An 18,003-nucleotide genomic window follows, 5' to 3' on the forward strand; every position below is an offset into this window, starting at 1 on the left:
AATTTCACTTTGCAAAAGCCAAACTAAATAGGTTAGGTTTTGGTTTATATTTAGATCGGTCATTAACCAACTTGAACCCGATATTTCCCATATTTCCTTTATATGACGCAATTAACCGTAGCCAGGATTGAAGCTTCCCAATTTGATGATCTGGATCCGAGAGAATACATTCTGATCAAAGGTGCCCGAGTTAATAATCTTAAAAATATTGATGTTGCAATTCCCCGTAACAAGCTGGTAGTCATTACAGGTTTGTCGGGTTCTGGTAAATCTTCCCTTGCGTTTGATACCCTTTTTGCAGAAGGCCAGCGGATGTATGTGGAGAGTTTGAGCAGTTACGCGCGCCAGTTTCTGGGTAGAATGGAAAAGCCGGAGGTAGAATATATCAAAGGTATTTCACCTGCTATTGCAATTGAACAAAAGGTAAATACCCGAAACCCGCGCTCGACTGTGGGGACTTCTACTGAGATTTACGATTACCTGAAATTACTTTTTGCCCGCATTGGTCACACTTATTCCCCGGTTTCAGGCGAGCTGGTAAGGAAAGATTCTGTGACCGACGTGGTCAATTACCTGCTTTCGCACGAGGAAGGTACCCGCGTAATGGTATTGGCGCCGCTGCATATTCGCGAGGGCCGCACACAGAACGAGGAGCTTACTATTTTACTTTCAAAAGGTTACACCCGAATCGTGATGAACGAAGAGGTACTTTCCATTGAAGATATCCTCGAAAATCCCGACGATTATTCCCAGGCTGGCAACCAGGTTTTTATATTAATAGATCGCGCGGCTGTGAAGGCCGACGATGAGGATACCCAGTATCGGCTTTCTGATTCTGTCCAAACTGCTTTTTTCGAAGGCGAGGGTGTTTGTATTACCCAGGTTGTGAATGGAGAGCGGCGCGTTTTTTCTGACAAATTCGAGCTCGACGGGATTACTTTCGAAGAGCCGAGTGTCAATTTATTCAGTTTTAATAATCCTTTTGGTGCGTGTAAACGTTGTGAGGGTTTTGGTAAAATACTGGGGATCGATCCGGATCTCGTGATTCCTGACAAAAGTCTGTCGGTTTACGAAGGTGCTATCGCCCCCTGGCGTACTGAGAAAATGAGCGAGTGGCTGGTGCCGCTTGTTCGAAACGGGATCAAGTTCGACTACCCTATTCACCGGCCTTATAAAGATCTCACTACTGCTGAAAAAGAGCTGTTATGGACTGGTAATCAATACTTTCAGGGTATTAATGATTTTATAGCCGAACTGGAATCTCAAACACACAAAATACAATATCGCGTCATGCTTTCGCGGTTCCGTGGACGTACCGTTTGTCCAGATTGCCGCGGCTCGCGTTTGCGGAAAGATGCTTCGTTTGTAAAAATCGGCGGCGCATCGATCACAGACCTGGTATTAAAGCCGATCAAAGATGTGGCTGTCTTTTTTGAGAATTTGGAAATAGGCGAGCACGACCGGCAGATTGCCAGACGCGTTTTAACAGAAATTACTACCAGACTGGATTACATGAACCGCGTCGGCCTGGGATATTTAACTTTGAACAGGCTTACAAGCACATTGTCCGGCGGTGAATTTCAGCGCATTAAGCTTGCTACTTCACTCGGAAGTGCATTGGTTGGTTCGATGTATATTCTGGACGAACCGAGTATCGGGCTGCATCCGCGGGATACGCAAAGGCTGGTTGGTGTACTCGAATCGCTGCGTGACCTGGGCAATACTTTGATCGTCGTAGAACATGAAGAAGAGGTAATGCACGCGGCCGATCAAATTATCGATATTGGTCCCGAAGCAGGAACCGGCGGCGGACACGTGGTTTTTCAGGGTACTCAGGCTGATATTGCCGCATTGAAAGCCAGTGGCAGCGAATATAATACCGATCCGGAAACCCGGTCGCATACGATTGATTTTCTTTTGGGAAATGATTCGATACCAGTTCCTTCCGTGCGCAGAAAAGCACTTCATTTTCTTGAAATAAAAGGCGCGAGGGAAAACAATCTGAAAGAGCTGGACGTAAAAATCCCTTTGAATGTACTCACAGTGGTTACCGGCGTCAGCGGCTCGGGTAAATCGACTTTAATCCGAAAACTGCTTTATCCTGCCTTAATGCGGATGAAAGGTGAATTCAGCGAGGAGGTAGGACGTTTCGACGAGCTTACCGGCAGCGTGGATCGGATTGAAGCAGTGGAAATGATCGACCAGAACCCGATCGGAAAATCGTCGCGGTCGAACCCGGTTACCTATATTAAAGCGTACGATTACATCCGGCAAATGATGGCCGACCTGCCGTTATCGAAGGCGAGGAGCTATAAACCTTCGCATTTCTCATTTAATGTCGACGGCGGAAGGTGCGAGATCTGCCAGGGCGAAGGTCAGGTGAAGATCGAAATGCAGTTTATGGCTGACATTTACCTGACTTGCGAAGGCTGCAATGGAAAACGTTTCAAGCAGGAAATCCAGGAGGTTAAATATCATGATAAAGATGTAGCCGAAATCCTGGATATGACCGTTGATGAAGCTATTGAATTCTTCCGCGCCTCTGAACCCAAGCTGGTCGACAGACTGCTTCCATTGCAGGAAGTAGGGCTGGGTTATGTAGGTTTGGGACAATCGTCCAATACGCTTTCAGGCGGTGAGGCTCAGCGGGTTAAGTTGGCTTCTTTCTTGGGAAAAGGTTCTTCCAGCAAAGGCAAAATGCTTTTCATTTTTGACGAACCAACTACCGGACTTCATTTTCATGATATTAAAAAACTGCTGAAAGCGATCAATGCATTGGTGGACCAGGGTGATACAGTGATCATTATCGAGCACAATATGGAAGTGATCAAAAGCGCAGACTGGATCATCGACCTTGGCCCGGAAGGTGGCGACGATGGCGGGCTGCTCACCTTCGCCGGTACTCCCGAGGAGATGATCAAGATTGAAAACAATTATACGGCTGAATTTTTGAAGGGTAAGATTTGATCTTTGACAAAAGTCACTTATATTTAAGACATAATTCACTAATTGAAAGTTATGTCGGCACCCGTTAGCATGTTTCACGAAGACTTTGTTCCCTATGGATCAAAGCATTCATCTGATTTCAGTCTGATCCGGATTTCACGCGAAGGCGTTTTGCGCGCCACTGCTGATGAAGTTTCGGATCTGGTTGGATTGACGGACAATGAAGTTGCCTATGTACTGGGCATGACGCCGCGTAATTTGCACCGCATTCAGGCTGATAAAAAACTGGGAACCGACGCTTCCGAGCGGCTGCTGCTTTTGAAAAATGTATTAAACCATGCCCTCGACACATTCGACGGCAAAAGTAATACAGTGCGGAACTGGCTGCGCACACCTCTGAGTGAGCTTGACGACCAATCGCCGTTACAATTAATGGATACGATTACCGGCTTTGGGCTGGTAGAAGATGTACTCGGCCGCCTGGATTACGGCCTTCCAGCCTGACGCTGCAATTATGGCTGTTGTTTACAGGATCATTCGGGAAAAATTTAAAGAAAACCCACTTTCCACTGAAGGCAGCCGCCTGTTCGGTGCGCGCTGGAATCCAAAAGGTATTGGTGTATTATACACGACCACTACCCCCGAACTAGGACTGATCGAGACGCTGGCGCACGCGCCGGGAGTCCGATATGAAGATTTGCCGCTTTACTGGCTTTCATCCATTAATATGCCCGATGATATCCGCTATTTTTCAAGAGCGGAAATGCCCGATTTCTGGCAGGACAGGAACTACGATCGTACGCAATTCTGGCTTCACCAGTGGCTGACAAATCCGGATACGCTGGCAGTGGGGCTCCCTTCCGTAATTGTACCTTTTTCCTTCAATATCATTATTCATCCCCGGCATCCTAATTTTGAACAGGTAACCTTGCTTTCACAGGAGAGAATTCCCATCGACCGCCGGATCTGGAAGGGTTGATTGCATTTCAATTCAATAGCCTAAACTGACTTTCAGGGCGTAATTCACAGTAAAGAAGATGTTCCAAAGCCTTATTGAGGCAAAAAATTGCTTTGTATTATGAAATTATATAAAACAGAAAACGGCATTATTCTTGAAAAAGAAGACGTTTTTTATCGACTGCACGAAACGGACTGGGATATTGCTGTAAACCGGGATAACCTGTACGAGTGGCTTCAAGTTCAGACTGAGCAGTTGATCCCGATCGTGTTTACGGACGATCTTCCGATGCCCGAAATTTTGGCACCTATTGGTTCTCAGGAAGTTTGGGCTTCGGGAGTTACTTATTTCAAAAGTCGGACTGCGCGCATGGAGGAATCCGAAAAAGCAGGTGGCGGCAGTTTCTACGACCGCGTTTACGAGGCCGAGCGACCAGAGCTTTTTTTCAAATCCACCGCCTGGCGTGTAGTAGGAAATCATGGAACTGTGCGGATCCGCCGCGATTCTACGTGGGATGTTCCTGAACCGGAACTAACATTGTTCGCCTCTTCGTCGGGAACGCTCGTAGGCTATACGATCGGGAACGATATGAGCTCGCGTAGCATTGAGGGAGAGAATCCTTTGTATTTGCCGCAGGCCAAATCTTACACCGGAAGTGCCGCATTGGGACCCTGCTTATACGTGCCTGAATTTGCATTGACGGACGACACCGTGATCGATCTTTCGATTGTGCGCGATGGGGAGGAAGTTTTCAATGGGGAAGTTACGCTGGCACAAATGAAACGGAAACCGGAAGAACTGCTGCATTATCTTTTCCTGGAAATGTCATTTCCGCACGGCGCCTACCTGATGACGGGTACGGGCATTGTGCCTTCCTCCGACTTTACACTACAAAAAAATGATACTGTGCACATTACGATCGAGCCGATTGGCACATTGACCAATGTAGTGGGATAAAATGTAAGGAGCTGCCATTGCTGGTAGCTCCTTACATTTAAAGATAGAAGTTATGGCTACGAATTGCTGACGGGAGTGAGGCCGACAAATGCATATAACATGCAGCGAAAGGCTCCGATTAACTTGTGAACAATTGATTTGTCTGAGTTTTCGCTTTTTTCACTATCGAAAAAAGAAGCGGGCCCCTCTTCCAGAATCCTCTCATTCAACGTAGCAGATTCAGCAACCTGAGTCGACAGGCTTGCATTCAAAAAGCTTGCGTTTTGTTTCGCCTGAACGGCAGGTTTTGATATTTTAATCGCTGACTTTCCTTTTTTAGTGGCGATTTTTTCATTTACCACTTCTTTTCCTGATTGTAACTTTCTGTGCGCGACGAACATGTTGTGAACATATCCGGTCGCTTCCGCCTGAAAGCTGAAAAGAGCTAGAAATATTAAGAGTTTGATCGTTTTCATGGCATTGCTGGTTTCAGTCTTTCAGAAAATCCTTTCAGAATTGTTGTAACTAATTGACTCTACAAATATATATGTTTTGTTAGGTATCTTGCAATACATAGTACCTTGTTTTTAACAAAAATTATGAAAAATTTTTGGGTACGCTCGAAAGAGAATTTTCCTAACTGATTTACAGATGTAAAGTTAGTTGCGAAAGTTGCATGCGGAATACAAAAAAGACGAAACTCGGGATTATGCGCCTGAACCGTAGCGGGCCAGGGATAAAACGAAAACGCCGGCTCCTAAGAGTCGGCGTTTTCAACATTATAACTATTTAAGATCCTTATTTTTCCCGGAAGAAAATGGTGATTGGTACACCAGAAAAATCGAAATTCTCTCTCATCCTGTTTTCAAGATACCTCAAATAAGGCTCTTTCACGTGCTTTGGATTACTGCTGAAAAACACGAATGTCGGTGAAGGCGTAGGTAGCTGGATCATATATTTAATATTAATATACTTTCCTCTGTGCGCCGGCGGCGGATATTTCTCGATTTCCGCCTGCATTACGTCATTCAGTTTTGAGGTAGTGATCTTCTTAGTTTTATTCTGATAAACCTCCATTGCTTTCTCCATCACTTGGTGAATGCGCTGCTTTTCAACTACCGACGCAAAAATGATCGGCATATAATTCATCGGAGCCAGCTTTTCAAGCAATGCTTTTTTATATGTATCAGCAGTCTTCGAGTCTTTTTCGACCAAATCCCACTTGTTTACCATAATCACAATCCCTTTTTTCGCCCTATCCGCCTGACCGATGATATTCATATCCTGGCCTTCCAGACCTAAAGTCGCATCGAGCAAAATGATACAAACGTCCGATTCTTCCATTGCTTTCACCGAACGCAGAGTCGAATAGAATTCAATATCCTCCTTCACACGCGATTTCCGGCGGATTCCGGCTGTATCGGTCAGGATAAATTCCATTCCGAATGCGTTGTAATGCGTGTGGATCGCGTCGCGGGTAGTTCCTGCAATATCGGTCACTATACTCCGGTCAGTTCCCGTCAAAACGTTCAGGAATGAAGATTTACCAACATTCGGGCGGCCCATAATTGCAATGCGGGGAATACCTTCTTCTGGATTTTCAATTCCGTTTGTTTCAAAATGGCTGATCACTTTATCAAGTAATTCACCCGTTCCGAAACCTGTTTGAGAGGAAATTGCAAAAATCTCGTCGCCAAGACCTAATTCATAAAACTCCGCTGCCGATTGATAACGTTCCTGCGTCTCCGCTTTATTAGCAACCAGATAAACCGGTTTGTTAAACCGTCTCAGAACATTTGCGAAATCTTTATCCAGGTCTGTTAAACCGGTCATTGTATCAACCATAAACAATACAACGGTTGATTCTTCAATAGCCAGTTCCACCTGATCGCGGATCGCGCCTTCAAAAATATCCTCCGAACCGACTACATATCCGCCGGTATCTATAACTGTAAAGTACTGGTCAGTCCACTCTCCATAACCATAATGGCGGTCGCGCGTCACGCCGCTCTGGTTGTCCATAATAGCCTTGCGGCTTTCAGTAAGACGGTTGAACAAGGTAGATTTACCTACATTCGGGCGTCCCACTATTGAAATAATATTTGCCATTTTACTTATTTGATCTGGTCCAAACGATATGATTTATACCGTTTTTCATTCATTTATATTAATCTTCATATCCGAACTGGCGGAGCTTATTTTCTTTGCTTCTCCAATCGGGTTCAACTTTCACGTGCTGTTCCAGGAAAACTTTTTTACCAAAAAAAGCTTCGAGATCGTGACGCGCCTGGGAACCTACTCTTTTAAGCATTTCCCCTTTTTCGCCGATCAGGATACCTTTCTGGCTTTTACGTTCAACTAAAATCTCTGCACGGATAACGATAATATCGTCCTTTTCCTTAAATTCTGTGATTACTACTTCGGAGCTGTATGGAATTTCCTGGCGATAATTCAGAAAGATCTTTTCGCGGATCATTTCGGAAGCAAAGAAACGCTCCGGCTTGTCGGTTAGTTCGTCCTCCTGAAAATACGGCGGGTGGAAAGGCAAGCGGGTTATTACAGCATCAAATAACGTAGCGATATTCGCATTTTCCAGCGCAGAAATAGGAACGATAGCCGAAGGCTTAATTTCAGCTTCCCACTCTGCCATTTTTGCATTCACATGCTCCTGGTCCGACAGGTCAATTTTATTCAATACCAAAATTACCGGTGCATCGGTACGCTTCAAAAGCGGCAAAACTTCGTGTTCCGCAACTTTCTCTGCTACTTCAACCACAAACAAAACTACGTCGGCATCTTCCAAAGAACCTTTTACAAAGGTCATCATCGAATCGTGCAGCTTATAAGCTGGCTTAATTACACCCGGCGTGTCCGAATACACTAATTGAAAGGGAATTTCTTCATGCGTTCCGTTCAATATCCCTAAAATACGATGTCTGGTCGTCTGCGCTTTTGACGTGATGATCGACATTTTCTCCCCTACCAACACATTCATCAGCGTGGATTTCCCCACATTTGGTTTCCCGATAATGCTGACAAAACCGGCCCGATGATTACGCAGGGGAGCTTCTTGATTTTCTTCCATAACCTATATTAATACATAACTGGAATTAGAAATTAGCAGAAAATTCTCAGAAATCGCTGACAATTAAGGGCTTCATCCTAATTTGAGTGCAAAACTACGGTTTTCCCGGCAGCATATTGTTATAGAGGAGAGAGTATTCACAAAGAGAATTTTGAAATAGTTGTAAATTTTTTTCGAAAAAAGCTGGTATCTTAAAATTTTAGACGTATGTTTGCACTCCAATTCAACGCCGCGGGATGGAGCAGTTGGTAGCTCGTTGGGCTCATAACCCAAAGGTCGCTGGTTCGAGTCCAGCTCCCGCTACTCGATTAAAGTCGCTAACCAGTTTAGCGACTTTTTTATTTAAAAGGTTTACAAGCAGGCTTTTGCAAAAAAGAATTTAAACTTTGACATAATTTAATTTTTTGTCTACCTTTGCAAGCCCAAATTACGGGCAGACAGAGATTTATATCGCAATAATTTGATACTGAGATGAAACGTACCTTTCAACCATCGAATCGCAAGAGGAGAAATAAGCACGGATTCCGTGAGAGAATGTCCACTCCAAATGGACGTAAAGTAGTTGCCGGCCGCCGCAAAAAAGGTCGTTGGAAACTGACAGTCTCTGACGAAAAACGTCACAAGCAATAATCAAGGTTTGATTGGTTTGGGTCTGGGACGCAAGGTCTTTCATAGTCTGATAAGTTTGACCGATCAAACTTATCAGACATTTTTTTCTATAAAGACTTGAAACAAACATTTGGTAAAAATGAGCGTTTAAGCAGCCACAGCATCATCGGCAGGCTTTTCAAAAAAGGTAGTTCGGAGGTCCACACGTTCTACCTTTTTCCTTTTAGGGTACTCTATATATATGATCAGAGTCCCGTTTCTCCACTCCCACAAGTACTTTTCTCGGTCTCCAAGAGAAATTTTAAAAAAGCTGTCGATCGGAATCTGATCCGTCGCCGCTGCCGCGAAGCCTACCGGCTCAACAAAGAATCCCTGGTTACATTAACCCCGGAATCAAGACCTTCCTACATTGCTTTTTTATATCTTGCAAAAGAAATAATGTCCTACGACGTTATTGAAACGGCTATGAAGCAATCGCTTACCAAACTGGAAAAGCTGCCGGCCACCCATCGAAAAATCCATCCTAATTCCTGAATGCAGATGAAAAAGTATATTCGCTCCATCTTGCTGGCTCTGCCCGTTATAGGCGGCCTGGCCTTCGTGTCTTTCCGGCAAGACGACCGTCTGTTTGAAATCGCGCGTAACCTTGATATCTACGCGACGCTTTTCAAGGAATTGAATGCCTATTACGTAGATGAAATTAACCCTAATCAGCTCATTAAGACCAGCATAGATAATATGCTACGCTCGCTTGATCCTTATACGGTTTACTACGCGGAGGATGATATTGAGGATTACATGACGATGACGACCGGGAAGTATAACGGTATCGGCGCGATCGTTAATTCCGGCGAAGGAAAGCATACGGTGATGATGGTTTATGAAGATACGCCGGCACAAAAAGCGGGACTGCAATTGGGAGATGAAATCACGAAAATAAATGGAATCGACCTGTCGACGCGTGAAGATTTTGATACGGGTAAATTATTAAAGGGGCAGTCGCAGACCAATGTTACGCTCACGGTAAAACGCTACGGCATTACCAAGCCACTGGAAATCAGCCTGAACAGGGATATTGTGAAGGTGACCAATGTGCCTTATTATGGTATGCTGAATGAAAATGTAGGTTACATTGACCTGAAAGATTTCACTGCCACAGCTTCCCGAGAAGTGCGCAATGCATTTCAGGAATTGAAGGGAAAAGGAATGAAATATGTCGTGCTCGATCTGCGCGATAACCCGGGGGGCTTGCTGAATATGGCGATTGAGATATCTAATATATTTATTGCCAAAGGTGAAGAGATCGTTTCTACAAAAGGGAAAGTGAACGATTGGAATAAAACCTATACTGCTTATAACCCAGCGCTGGATACAGATATTCCGGTTGTGGTTTTGACAAATAATCGAAGCGCCTCCGCGGCTGAAATCGTTTCTGGCGTGATCCAGGATTACGACAGAGGCGTTTTGATCGGTCAGCGGACTTATGGAAAAGGACTTGTGCAAACCACGCGAGACCTTTCATTTAATACCAAAATGAAGATTACTACCGCGAAATATTACATCCCAAGCGGCCGGTGCATTCAGGCGATCGATTACAGCCACCGTAATGACGACGGCAGCGTAGGTAAGATTCCGGATTCATTAATGACAGAATTTAAAACAAAAAATGGCCGGATCGTTTTTGACGGCGGTGGTATTTTGCCTGATATTCTAACCGAAAAAGAAACCTATTCCCCGCTTGCTACTTCATTGGGACGCAATCGCTTGTTCTTTGATTATGCAGTGAAATATCATTTTGAACACCCCACAGTTAAGCCCGCCAAAGAATTTCAGCTGTCTGACTCCGATTATGCGGCTTTTGTAAAATGGCTGGGTGATAAGGAATATGATTATACCACGCAGGTGGAGCGCGAGTTGAGCGAACTGGAAGCTTCGGCGAAAAAGGAAAAGTCGCTGGAAGTGATTGAAGACCAGCTGAAAGCTTTGAAATCCAAGCTCGGACACAACAAGGATAACGATTTGCAGATATTGAAACCGGAGATCAAAGGGATTTTACAGGATGAAATTATCAAGCATTACTACCTTGAAAAAGGAATGCGGGAAGCTTCTTTCAACGAGGATCCCGAAGTAAAAGCGGCGCTGGCGTTGTTTAAGGAGCCTGCCAGGTACAGTGAAATTTTGAAAAAGAAATAAGTCTATTCCGGCCCGTCGCTTGCGGCGGGCTTTATTTTTATGCTCATTCTAAGTATTGATACTTCTACGCGGGGCTGCTCGGTGTCGCTTGTAAGCGACGAAGGACTGGTTTCCAGCTATGAACTTTTTACAGACAAGTCTTCCTCGTCCATGCTCACGACGCTCATGCAAAATTGCGTTGAGCACGCCGGTTTTGCATTGAATGATCTGGACGCGATCGCAGTCGCCATGGGGCCGGGCTCCTACACGGGATTGCGGGTGGGCGTTTCCACTGCGAAAGGCTTGTGTTATGCGCTGGATAAGCCTCTATTAGCCATTAATACGCTGGAAGCAATGGCATTACAATTAGGCAAATTCTATGAAGATCATCTGCTTTGCCCGATGATCGACGCGCGGAGAATGGAAGTTTACGCTGCCATATTTGACTCGAAAAATAATGTAGTACTACCAACGCAGGCAGTTATTCTCACCGAAAATTCATTTGACGAGCTCCTGAATACGAATAAGATCGTCTTCTTTGGCGACGGTTCTGCCAAGTTTAAATCACTTATTGGTGAAAATCCGAATGCTATATTTCCCGAACAGGATATTTTCCCGTCGGCGAAAACGGTCGGAATATTTGCCGTAGATGCATTTAATGCAGGAAAATTCGAAGATATAGCTGCTTTTGAGCCTTACTATCTCAAAGACTTCATGTCCCCTGCGCCTAAAAAGTCCAAAGCTCTGCTCTGATCCTAATTTTACTCCTCGTTAAAAACGAACTCAAAACTTTCCTTGTTAGTTTTTTAGTAAATAGAAACCTGAAATGGAAGGAGAGGAAATAGTAAATCGCGTCGCTACAAGTGGAATCGTTTCACTGGATCTGGAAGAACTATACCAGCCGGGAGAACGGGTTTTATATGATATCAAAGACAATTTATGGCAGGGGATGATCCTCCGAGAGAAGGATTTTCGTGAATTCCTGAAAGTGCACGACTGGGCTCAGTATGCCGGAAAACACGTTGCGATCATTTGTTCGGAAGACGCGATCGTTCCTACCTGGGCCTATATGTTGCTCGCTGTCCAGCTCGAACCTTATGCGAAAACGGTGATTTTCGGAGATTTGAATGCATTGGAAGATCAACTTTTTCACAATGCGATCCAAAAATTGGATATTGGTTCTTTCGCTGGGAAAAGAGTAGTTGTAAAAGGTTGTAGTAAGGTTGAAGTGCCGGTTTCGGCTTATGTAGAGGTCAGCCGTTTGTTAAAACCTGTCGTGCAAAGTCTTATGTTCGGCGAACCTTGCAGCACTGTTCCGCTTTATAAAAAGCCTAAATCTTCTATTTCCTCTTCCACCAACTGATCCACTTCTTCTTTTAATAGCTTGAAAGTCATTCGGTGGTACGAGCACGGACCGTGTAATCCGATCGCTTTGCGATGGTGGATAGTTGGATACCCAACATTATGTTCCCAGCCGTAAAAAGGAAATTGGGCCGCCAGATTGGACATTAATTCGTCGCGGTAATTTTTAGCAAGAATTGAAGCCGCCGCAATGGACAGATAATGCGCGTCGCCTTTGATAATGCAGGTATGGGGGATCATCGGGTACGGCGTGAAGCGGTTTCCGTCCACCAGCAAATGCTCAGGTTTCATGGTCAGCTTATCTACGGCGCGGTGCATTGCTAAGAAGCTGGCCTTCAATATATTGATCTTGTCAATTTCAAGATTATCAACTTCCGCCACTGCCCATGCCAAAGCTTCCCGTACAATTTCTTTTTCCAGTTCCAGCCGCTGTACTTTTGTCAACTGCTTCGAATCATTTAGAAACGAATGCTTATAATCTCTTGGCAAAATAACAGCCGCCGCAACCACAGGACCTGCCAGACAGCCCCTTCCAACCTCATCGAGGCCAGCTTCGATCGCTTCTATATTATAAAAAGGTTTCAGCATTAATCTTCGAGAATGTTGGCCATAAATGTGCTTTTTGTTCCAATCGCAATGAGCAGGAAAAGCACGGCCCAATAAAGGTATATGCGGTAAAAATCTTTGACATCGCGCGACAGCATATCCCGCGACTTGACTTTTTCGAGCTGGTCAATCTGTTTAAACACAGTTTCCAAGCCTTTATTATCCGTAGCACGAAAATACTTTCCATTCCCCAAACCTGCAATATTTTGAAGTTGTCCTTCATCGATTAAAGCAGCGGAGCTGGTACTATCGGAGCGTGACGCTCTTTTTGGGCGGCCGACAGATATGGTGTACACCTTCACTCCAAACGCATTGGCAAGCTGCGCAGAGGTAGTCGGATCCAGATTTCCGGAAGTATTATCCCCGTCACTTATCAAAATAGCCACTTTACTCTGGCCAGGCATTTCCCGCATCCGGTTCACTGCAACAGCGAGCGCGCTGCCGATCGCAGTTCCCGCAGTAGGAATCATCTTGGGATTTATTTCATCTAAAAAACCAAAAAGCAGCTCATAATCAGTAGTTAACGGACATAGTGAAACTGCCTCACCAGCAAATATGATCAACCCGATCCTGTCTTGTAATCTTCCTCTTATAAACTGCCTCGCTACTCGCTTGGCAGCTTCCAGCCTGTTCGGGCTGAGATCTTTTTCGGTCATCGAATCGGAAATGTCAAGAAGAAGCATAATGTCGATCCCTTCCGAAAACTGATCTGTGCGTTCTGTAACAACTTGTGGCCGGGCCAATGCGACCACGATCAACATTACAGCAAGGCCCACACAAAGCGGCTGGACGAACCTCAGTAATGTAAGTAAATTGAGCGGGCTGTCGCCGGGCGTGTAAGTGATCGCCAGGCGCTGCTTGTGATTCCGGTGAAGGGCATTGCGCAGCCAGAAAAGAACCGGGATAAAAGGCAGCAGGTACAACAGGTACGGATACACCCATTCGTACGAATTGAACATATTATAGGAAAACCACCGCGGCGAAAACCAAGCATCCATATTCTAAATCAGCTGACCGGACTATCCAGTATAAATTTCCTTTTGTTCCTGTAAAGCCTGGTTGCCCCTGTTTTCAAAACTTCCAGATACACGTGCATATTCTTCGATTCCCCCTGTCCGTAAATGATACCATCCATATTTTTTAATGCATCAGCCAGCTCTTCGTCTGCAATAGCGTCCAGAATTTCGCGGGTAGTATAAGTGGCAAAAGGTAGCTTTTCGAGCCTTTCCAGGTAATTTTTCCAGACAATAATCGCCTTTTCCGCGTCTTTGATATTCTTTCTCTCACGTGCGTTTCTCATCAATCGATTGAAAGACCTGACATATTCCAAATGCCGGCGCTGCAATTTAATAAGCTGCCATTGTTTGTAAATATCGTGACCAAAAACCCAATAAATACTTCCCGATACGCCGATAATCAATGCGATTACGCCGATCAGGATAGAGAAATTGAATTCGGAACCAAGTGGATGCAAGCCTGTTTCGGGGGTTAAAGTGCCTTTTGCATCCGGTTTAATGAGATTAGTGCTGATTAGAAACACCGAGTCGGGAGCTGTATAAACGGCTGTGCAGTCCTTTTTACCAAAAACAAAAACGGGCAAACGTAGTGATTGTTTTGGAGTAACATCAAAAGAAATCAAATGGTAAACTGCACTGTCTAGCGTACCTTTTTCATCCGTATTAGAGACGAAATTCCTTTTTTCAATGATTTCAAAAGGAGAAAAGTCGTAGGTTGAATCGGGGAAAAAAACTTCCGTTCCGGGGTTGTGTTTTACGCTGAGGGAAAAGTAAACGGGCTTTCCAACCTCAATACTGTCTGTCAGAAATACCCCGGACGGACGGACTCTCTGAGAATGTGCAGCTGTGTCCAGGCAAAGCATAAATACCGATAAAACGGCGATCCCACGAAGTGTATCAACGAAATTACTTCTTGCCATTTTATTACTGTGCTGCGCTGCTTTTCGTATAACGCCTTACTTTAAATAAATGGATCAAGGCCGGTATATAATCCTCCTGGGTGTTGATCGCGATGTAATCGGCTCTGTTTTGGTGGCAAAGTCGTTTCAACTCAGAACTTCTCTGGTCAAACCGGCTGCTCATTTCCTGGCGGTAGTGTTTGGAAGAAGTATTAACCCACACCGTACTCTGCTTCTCTGCATCGAAAAGGGGAATAATACCCAGTCCCGGCAGATTTATCTCGCGTGAATCGTACAAATGGATCACGATGAGATCGTGCTTTCTTGCGAGCGCTTTCAGGTTATGATGGTAATTATTATCGATAAAATCGGAAATCAGAAAGATCAGACTGCGCCGCTTAAGAACATTTAACGTGACTAAAATCGCGTCGGCAATATTGGTTTTGGTCGATTCCGGAACCAGCTTGTACAGTTCCGAAATGACCCCGTAACCATGTTTCATTCCGTCAGAAGGCCGGATATATCTTTCATTCCGGTCAGAAAAGCACAGCAGCCCAACGCGGGTCGCTTCCTGGATCGCAGACAATGTCAGTACGCCGCAAATTTCCTTCGCAATATCAATTTTAAGCCTTTTCACCTCTCCAACGTGCTGTGAGGCACTTACATCGAGCATGAAGAAGGCGGTTTGTTCTTTATCTTCCTTGAAAATCTTAATAAATGTGCCGTGACCTTTGGCAGATGTATTCCAATCTATCGCCCTGACGTCGTCGCCGTACTGATATAGCCGCAAATCGTCGAACTCCAGGCCAGAGCCTTTGAACACCGAGTGAAAATTCCCGTGACGCTCGCTGGTTACGGCTTTTCGCATACGGATTTCGTATTTTCTCAGCTTTCCCAGGAATTGTTCAAACATAAGTTTTGCGAAAAAATTATCACCTTTGTCACCGGTTCTATCTAAACAAAGATAGGAATTTTGATAGTGTTGCTGCTTTTAGCCACTAATATACCTATGCGTCTCGCTTCTTTCTTGCTTTTTTGCCTGGTTATATCGGGTTGTTCCAAAGAGGAAAAACCACCTGCCAATACATTGCCGGAAGATAAAATGGCTGCAATACTGGCGGACATTCACGTAGCCGAATCGCGGGTGAACAGGCTGCAATTGCGCTCACTTGATTCCTCTCTGATGATATTCGGGCAGTTGAAAGCAGATATCTGGAAAAAACATAAAGTGGATACGCTGACTTATAGTAAGAGCTATTCTTACTATATGTCACACCCACAGATCATGACCCGCATTTACGAAAAAGTAAATAAGAAAATTGAGATTAGGGAGAAAAATAATGATATTAAGCTCTAAATTTTATCCACTTCAAGATCAAGCATTTAACTAAATCAGCCCTGTCCTGTGAATAATTGTATTGTAGTAATCCCAACCTACAACGAGATTGAAAATGTTGAGGCGATCATTCGCAAAGTATTTAGCCTGGCACACCCTTTCGATTTGCTGATCATCGACGATGGTTCGCCCGACGGTACTGCCAATGTGGTAAAAACACTTATGAATGAATATCCAGGGCTTCATATCGCAGAAAGAAAAGGCAAGCTGGGGCTGGGTACCGCTTATATTCACGGTTTCAAATGGGCGCTTGAACGGGGTTACGAGTACATTTTCGAGATGGACGCCGACTTCTCCCACCCACCTGAAGATCTGATCAAATTATACAAAGCCTGCGCGATCGACGGCCACGATGTGGCGATCGGATCCAGATATATTACGGGTGTGAATGTTGTAAACTGGCCAATCAACAGGGTATTAATGTCCTATTTTGCAGGCACTTACGTAAGAACTATTACCGGCATGAAAATCATGGATCCCACTGCCGGCTTCATTTGCTACACTGCCAAAGTACTCCGTGCGATCAACCTCGATAAGATCCGATTTATCGGCTACGCTTTCCAGATCGAAATGAAGTTTAATTCGTGGAAATATGGATTTGATATCACCGAGGTACCGATCATTTTTACAGACCGTACCAAAGGCGCTTCCAAAATGTCAAGAGGTATTTTTAAAGAGGCTGTTTTGGGGGTGATTAATCTTAAAATCAGCAGTTACTTCAAACGCTATATTGTCAAGCATTAAGTTCTGAAATCGCCAGCCAGCTCATCAGTCCGGTTGAAATTTCCAATGCACTTTCGTCAATATCAAAAGTTGGCGTGTGCACGCCTGAAATAATGCCGCGCTCTTCATTTCTTGTTCCAAGGCGGTAAAAGCACGAATCTACAACCTGCGAGTAGAATGCGAAATCTTCTCCGGCCATCCAAAGGTCAAGGTCGATCACATTTTCCGCGCCCACATAACCGGTAGCGGCTGTGCGTACGCGGCGCGTCAGTTCAGGGTGGTTTTTAAGAAAAGGATACCCTTTTACAATTTCAAAATCACAGCTTCCGCCCATTGCTTCGGCAATGTTTTCTGCCATTTTCTTCATCCTGCGCAATCCATCTTCGCGCCATTCTTCATCCATACACCGCCACGTTCCCTGAATGGTCACTTCGTTTGGAATTACATTGGTAACACCGTCTGCGATAAATCTGCCGAATGAAAGAACCGCAGGATTAGCAGGGTTTCTATTGCGGCTGATGATCTGCTGCAACGCTACGATGATATGTGATGCCATTAAAACGGGGTCGATCAGCTGGTGAGGCGCAGCAGCGTGTCCGCCTTTTCCTTTCACGGTTAAATAAAGCTCGTCGGTACTCGCCATGTACATTCCTTCCCGGAAACCGATTTTGCCCACCGGAATATTGGGTGCCACGTGCTGGCCGACCATACTCGCAGGTCTTGGATTTTCCAGTACGCCTTCCTTGATCATTAATGAAGCCCCTCCCGGTGCTTTTTCTTCGGCCGGCTGGAATACTAATTTGATAGTACCTTCAAAATCGTCTTTGATCTGGTTCAATATCCGTGCAGTCCCAAGCAGCGACGAAGTATGTACATCGTGCCCGCAGGCGTGCATTACTCCTGGAACGGTCGACTTGTAAGGCACATCATTTGCTTCCAGAATAGGCAATGCGTCCATATCAGCCCGCAGGCCCACTACTTTTTTACCCGGATTTCTACCCTCAATAATCGCCACAACGCCTGTCCCGGCTATTCCTTCTTCGGGCCGCAAACCAATGGCTGTCAGTTCCGCCGCTACATATTTGGCCGTTTTAAATTCTTCAAACGAGAGTTCGGGGTTGCTGTGCAGGTGACGACGGTGGGCAATAATAGCTGCTGACTGATTCTTTGCAAGCGCCTTGATTTTTTCCTGAAGCTGAGACATAGGGAAGCTGATTCTTACTTTAATGGGCAATTAACGATAACAAACCTGCCAAAGTTAAGTATAAATAGGTTGTTGTGCAGGGTCGTCGCTA

Annotated in this window: 19 protein-coding genes and 1 tRNA gene; 12 read left to right on the plus strand and 8 right to left on the minus strand. The window is 44.9% G+C overall.

What is annotated here, in order from left to right; genetic code table 11:
- Positions 1-102 precede the first annotated feature (102 nt).
- From uvrA to KOD92_RS18995, 4 genes are all read left to right on the plus strand, one after another.
- Positions 103-2,967 carry an excinuclease ABC subunit UvrA gene (gene uvrA, locus KOD92_RS18980; RefSeq protein ID WP_215235157.1) on the plus strand — a complete coding sequence of 955 codons (2,865 nt, stop codon included), beginning with the start codon at positions 103-105 and terminating at the stop codon, positions 2,965-2,967.
- A 51-nt stretch (positions 2,968-3,018) separates the two neighbouring features.
- Positions 3,019-3,450 (plus strand): antitoxin Xre/MbcA/ParS toxin-binding domain-containing protein, encoded by a 432-nt coding sequence (locus KOD92_RS18985; protein ID WP_229254749.1) that lies wholly within the window; start codon positions 3,019-3,021, stop codon positions 3,448-3,450.
- A gap of 10 nt (positions 3,451-3,460) precedes the next feature.
- Positions 3,461-3,925: an RES family NAD+ phosphorylase gene (locus KOD92_RS18990; protein WP_215235158.1), complete on the plus strand. Its 465-nt coding sequence runs from the start codon at positions 3,461-3,463 to the stop codon at positions 3,923-3,925.
- A gap of 99 nt (positions 3,926-4,024) precedes the next feature.
- Positions 4,025-4,861: a fumarylacetoacetate hydrolase family protein gene (locus KOD92_RS18995; RefSeq protein WP_215235159.1), complete on the plus strand. Its 837-nt coding sequence runs from the start codon at positions 4,025-4,027 to the stop codon at positions 4,859-4,861.
- A 56-nt stretch (positions 4,862-4,917) separates the two neighbouring features.
- On the opposite strand, the gene KOD92_RS19000 is transcribed toward KOD92_RS18995, so the two are convergent.
- The 3 genes from KOD92_RS19000 to era form a co-directional block, all read right to left on the minus strand.
- Positions 4,918-5,316 carry a hypothetical protein gene (locus KOD92_RS19000; protein ID WP_215235160.1) on the minus strand — a complete coding sequence of 133 codons (399 nt, stop codon included), beginning with the start codon at positions 5,314-5,316 and terminating at the stop codon, positions 4,918-4,920.
- 322 nt (positions 5,317-5,638) lie between these two features.
- Positions 5,639-6,949 (minus strand): ribosome biogenesis GTPase Der, encoded by a 1,311-nt coding sequence (der, locus tag KOD92_RS19005; protein WP_215235161.1) that lies wholly within the window; start codon positions 6,947-6,949, stop codon positions 5,639-5,641.
- 58 nt (positions 6,950-7,007) lie between these two features.
- Positions 7,008-7,925: a GTPase Era gene (era, locus tag KOD92_RS19010; protein ID WP_215235162.1), complete on the minus strand. Its 918-nt coding sequence runs from the start codon at positions 7,923-7,925 to the stop codon at positions 7,008-7,010.
- A gap of 230 nt (positions 7,926-8,155) precedes the next feature.
- Between era and KOD92_RS19015 the strand changes: the two genes are divergently transcribed.
- The 6 genes from KOD92_RS19015 to KOD92_RS19040 all read left to right on the plus strand — a co-directional run bounded on the left by KOD92_RS19015 (position 8,156) and on the right by KOD92_RS19040 (position 12,069).
- A tRNA-Met gene (locus tag KOD92_RS19015) sits at positions 8,156-8,228 on the plus strand.
- Between the two features lie 168 nt (positions 8,229-8,396).
- A complete protein-coding gene (rpmH, locus tag KOD92_RS19020; protein ID WP_149640067.1) occupies positions 8,397-8,555 on the plus strand; it encodes a 50S ribosomal protein L34 in 159 nt (52 codons plus the stop codon).
- Positions 8,556-8,651: 96 nt separating this feature from the next.
- Positions 8,652-9,068, plus strand: a complete 417-nt coding sequence (gene rnpA, locus KOD92_RS19025) for a ribonuclease P protein component (protein ID WP_215235163.1) — start codon at positions 8,652-8,654, stop codon at positions 9,066-9,068.
- 6 nt (positions 9,069-9,074) lie between these two features.
- A complete protein-coding gene (locus KOD92_RS19030; RefSeq protein WP_215235164.1) occupies positions 9,075-10,727 on the plus strand; it encodes a S41 family peptidase in 1,653 nt (550 codons plus the stop codon).
- Positions 10,728-10,766: 39 nt separating this feature from the next.
- The gene (tsaB, locus tag KOD92_RS19035; protein ID WP_215235165.1) at positions 10,767-11,459 is read left to right on the plus strand and encodes a tRNA (adenosine(37)-N6)-threonylcarbamoyltransferase complex dimerization subunit type 1 TsaB; all 693 of its coding nucleotides are present in this window, start codon (positions 10,767-10,769) and stop codon (positions 11,457-11,459) included.
- A 73-nt stretch (positions 11,460-11,532) separates the two neighbouring features.
- A complete protein-coding gene (locus KOD92_RS19040; RefSeq protein WP_215235166.1) occupies positions 11,533-12,069 on the plus strand; it encodes a DUF2480 family protein in 537 nt (178 codons plus the stop codon).
- On the opposite strand, the gene KOD92_RS19045 is transcribed toward KOD92_RS19040, so the two are convergent.
- The 4 genes from KOD92_RS19045 to KOD92_RS19060 are packed head-to-tail and all read right to left on the minus strand — an operon-like array spanning position 12,027 to position 15,502.
- A complete protein-coding gene (locus KOD92_RS19045) occupies positions 12,027-12,656 on the minus strand; it encodes a ribonuclease HII (protein ID WP_215235167.1) in 630 nt (209 codons plus the stop codon). The genes KOD92_RS19040 and KOD92_RS19045 overlap by 43 nt on opposite strands.
- Entirely contained in the window at positions 12,656-13,672 is a 1,017-nt protein-coding gene (locus tag KOD92_RS19050; RefSeq protein ID WP_215235168.1) for a VWA domain-containing protein, read from the minus strand. Before KOD92_RS19050 ends, KOD92_RS19045 begins: the two co-directional genes overlap by 1 nt.
- Before the next feature lie 8 nt (positions 13,673-13,680).
- Entirely contained in the window at positions 13,681-14,610 is a 930-nt protein-coding gene (locus tag KOD92_RS19055; protein WP_229254750.1) for a hypothetical protein, read from the minus strand.
- A gap of 4 nt (positions 14,611-14,614) precedes the next feature.
- Positions 14,615-15,502 (minus strand): DUF58 domain-containing protein, encoded by an 888-nt coding sequence (locus tag KOD92_RS19060; RefSeq protein WP_215235169.1) that lies wholly within the window; start codon positions 15,500-15,502, stop codon positions 14,615-14,617.
- 96 nt (positions 15,503-15,598) lie between these two features.
- Here KOD92_RS19060 and KOD92_RS19065 point away from each other — a divergent pair, with 96 nt between their 5' ends.
- Together KOD92_RS19065 and KOD92_RS19070 are read left to right on the plus strand one after the other, a co-directional pair.
- On the plus strand, positions 15,599-15,946 hold the full coding sequence (locus KOD92_RS19065; protein WP_215235170.1) for a DUF4296 domain-containing protein: 348 nt from the start codon (positions 15,599-15,601) through the stop codon (positions 15,944-15,946).
- A 48-nt stretch (positions 15,947-15,994) separates the two neighbouring features.
- Entirely contained in the window at positions 15,995-16,729 is a 735-nt protein-coding gene (locus KOD92_RS19070; protein ID WP_215235171.1) for a polyprenol monophosphomannose synthase, read from the plus strand.
- Here KOD92_RS19070 and KOD92_RS19075 read toward each other — a convergent pair.
- Positions 16,719-17,912: a M20 metallopeptidase family protein gene (locus KOD92_RS19075; RefSeq protein ID WP_215235172.1), complete on the minus strand. Its 1,194-nt coding sequence runs from the start codon at positions 17,910-17,912 to the stop codon at positions 16,719-16,721. The two genes, KOD92_RS19070 and KOD92_RS19075, sit on opposite strands and share 11 nt — an antisense overlap.
- Positions 17,913-18,003 lie beyond the last annotated feature (91 nt).

The organism is Dyadobacter linearis (assembly GCF_907165045.1).
GTDB lineage: Bacteria > Bacteroidota > Bacteroidia > Cytophagales > Spirosomataceae > Dyadobacter > Dyadobacter linearis.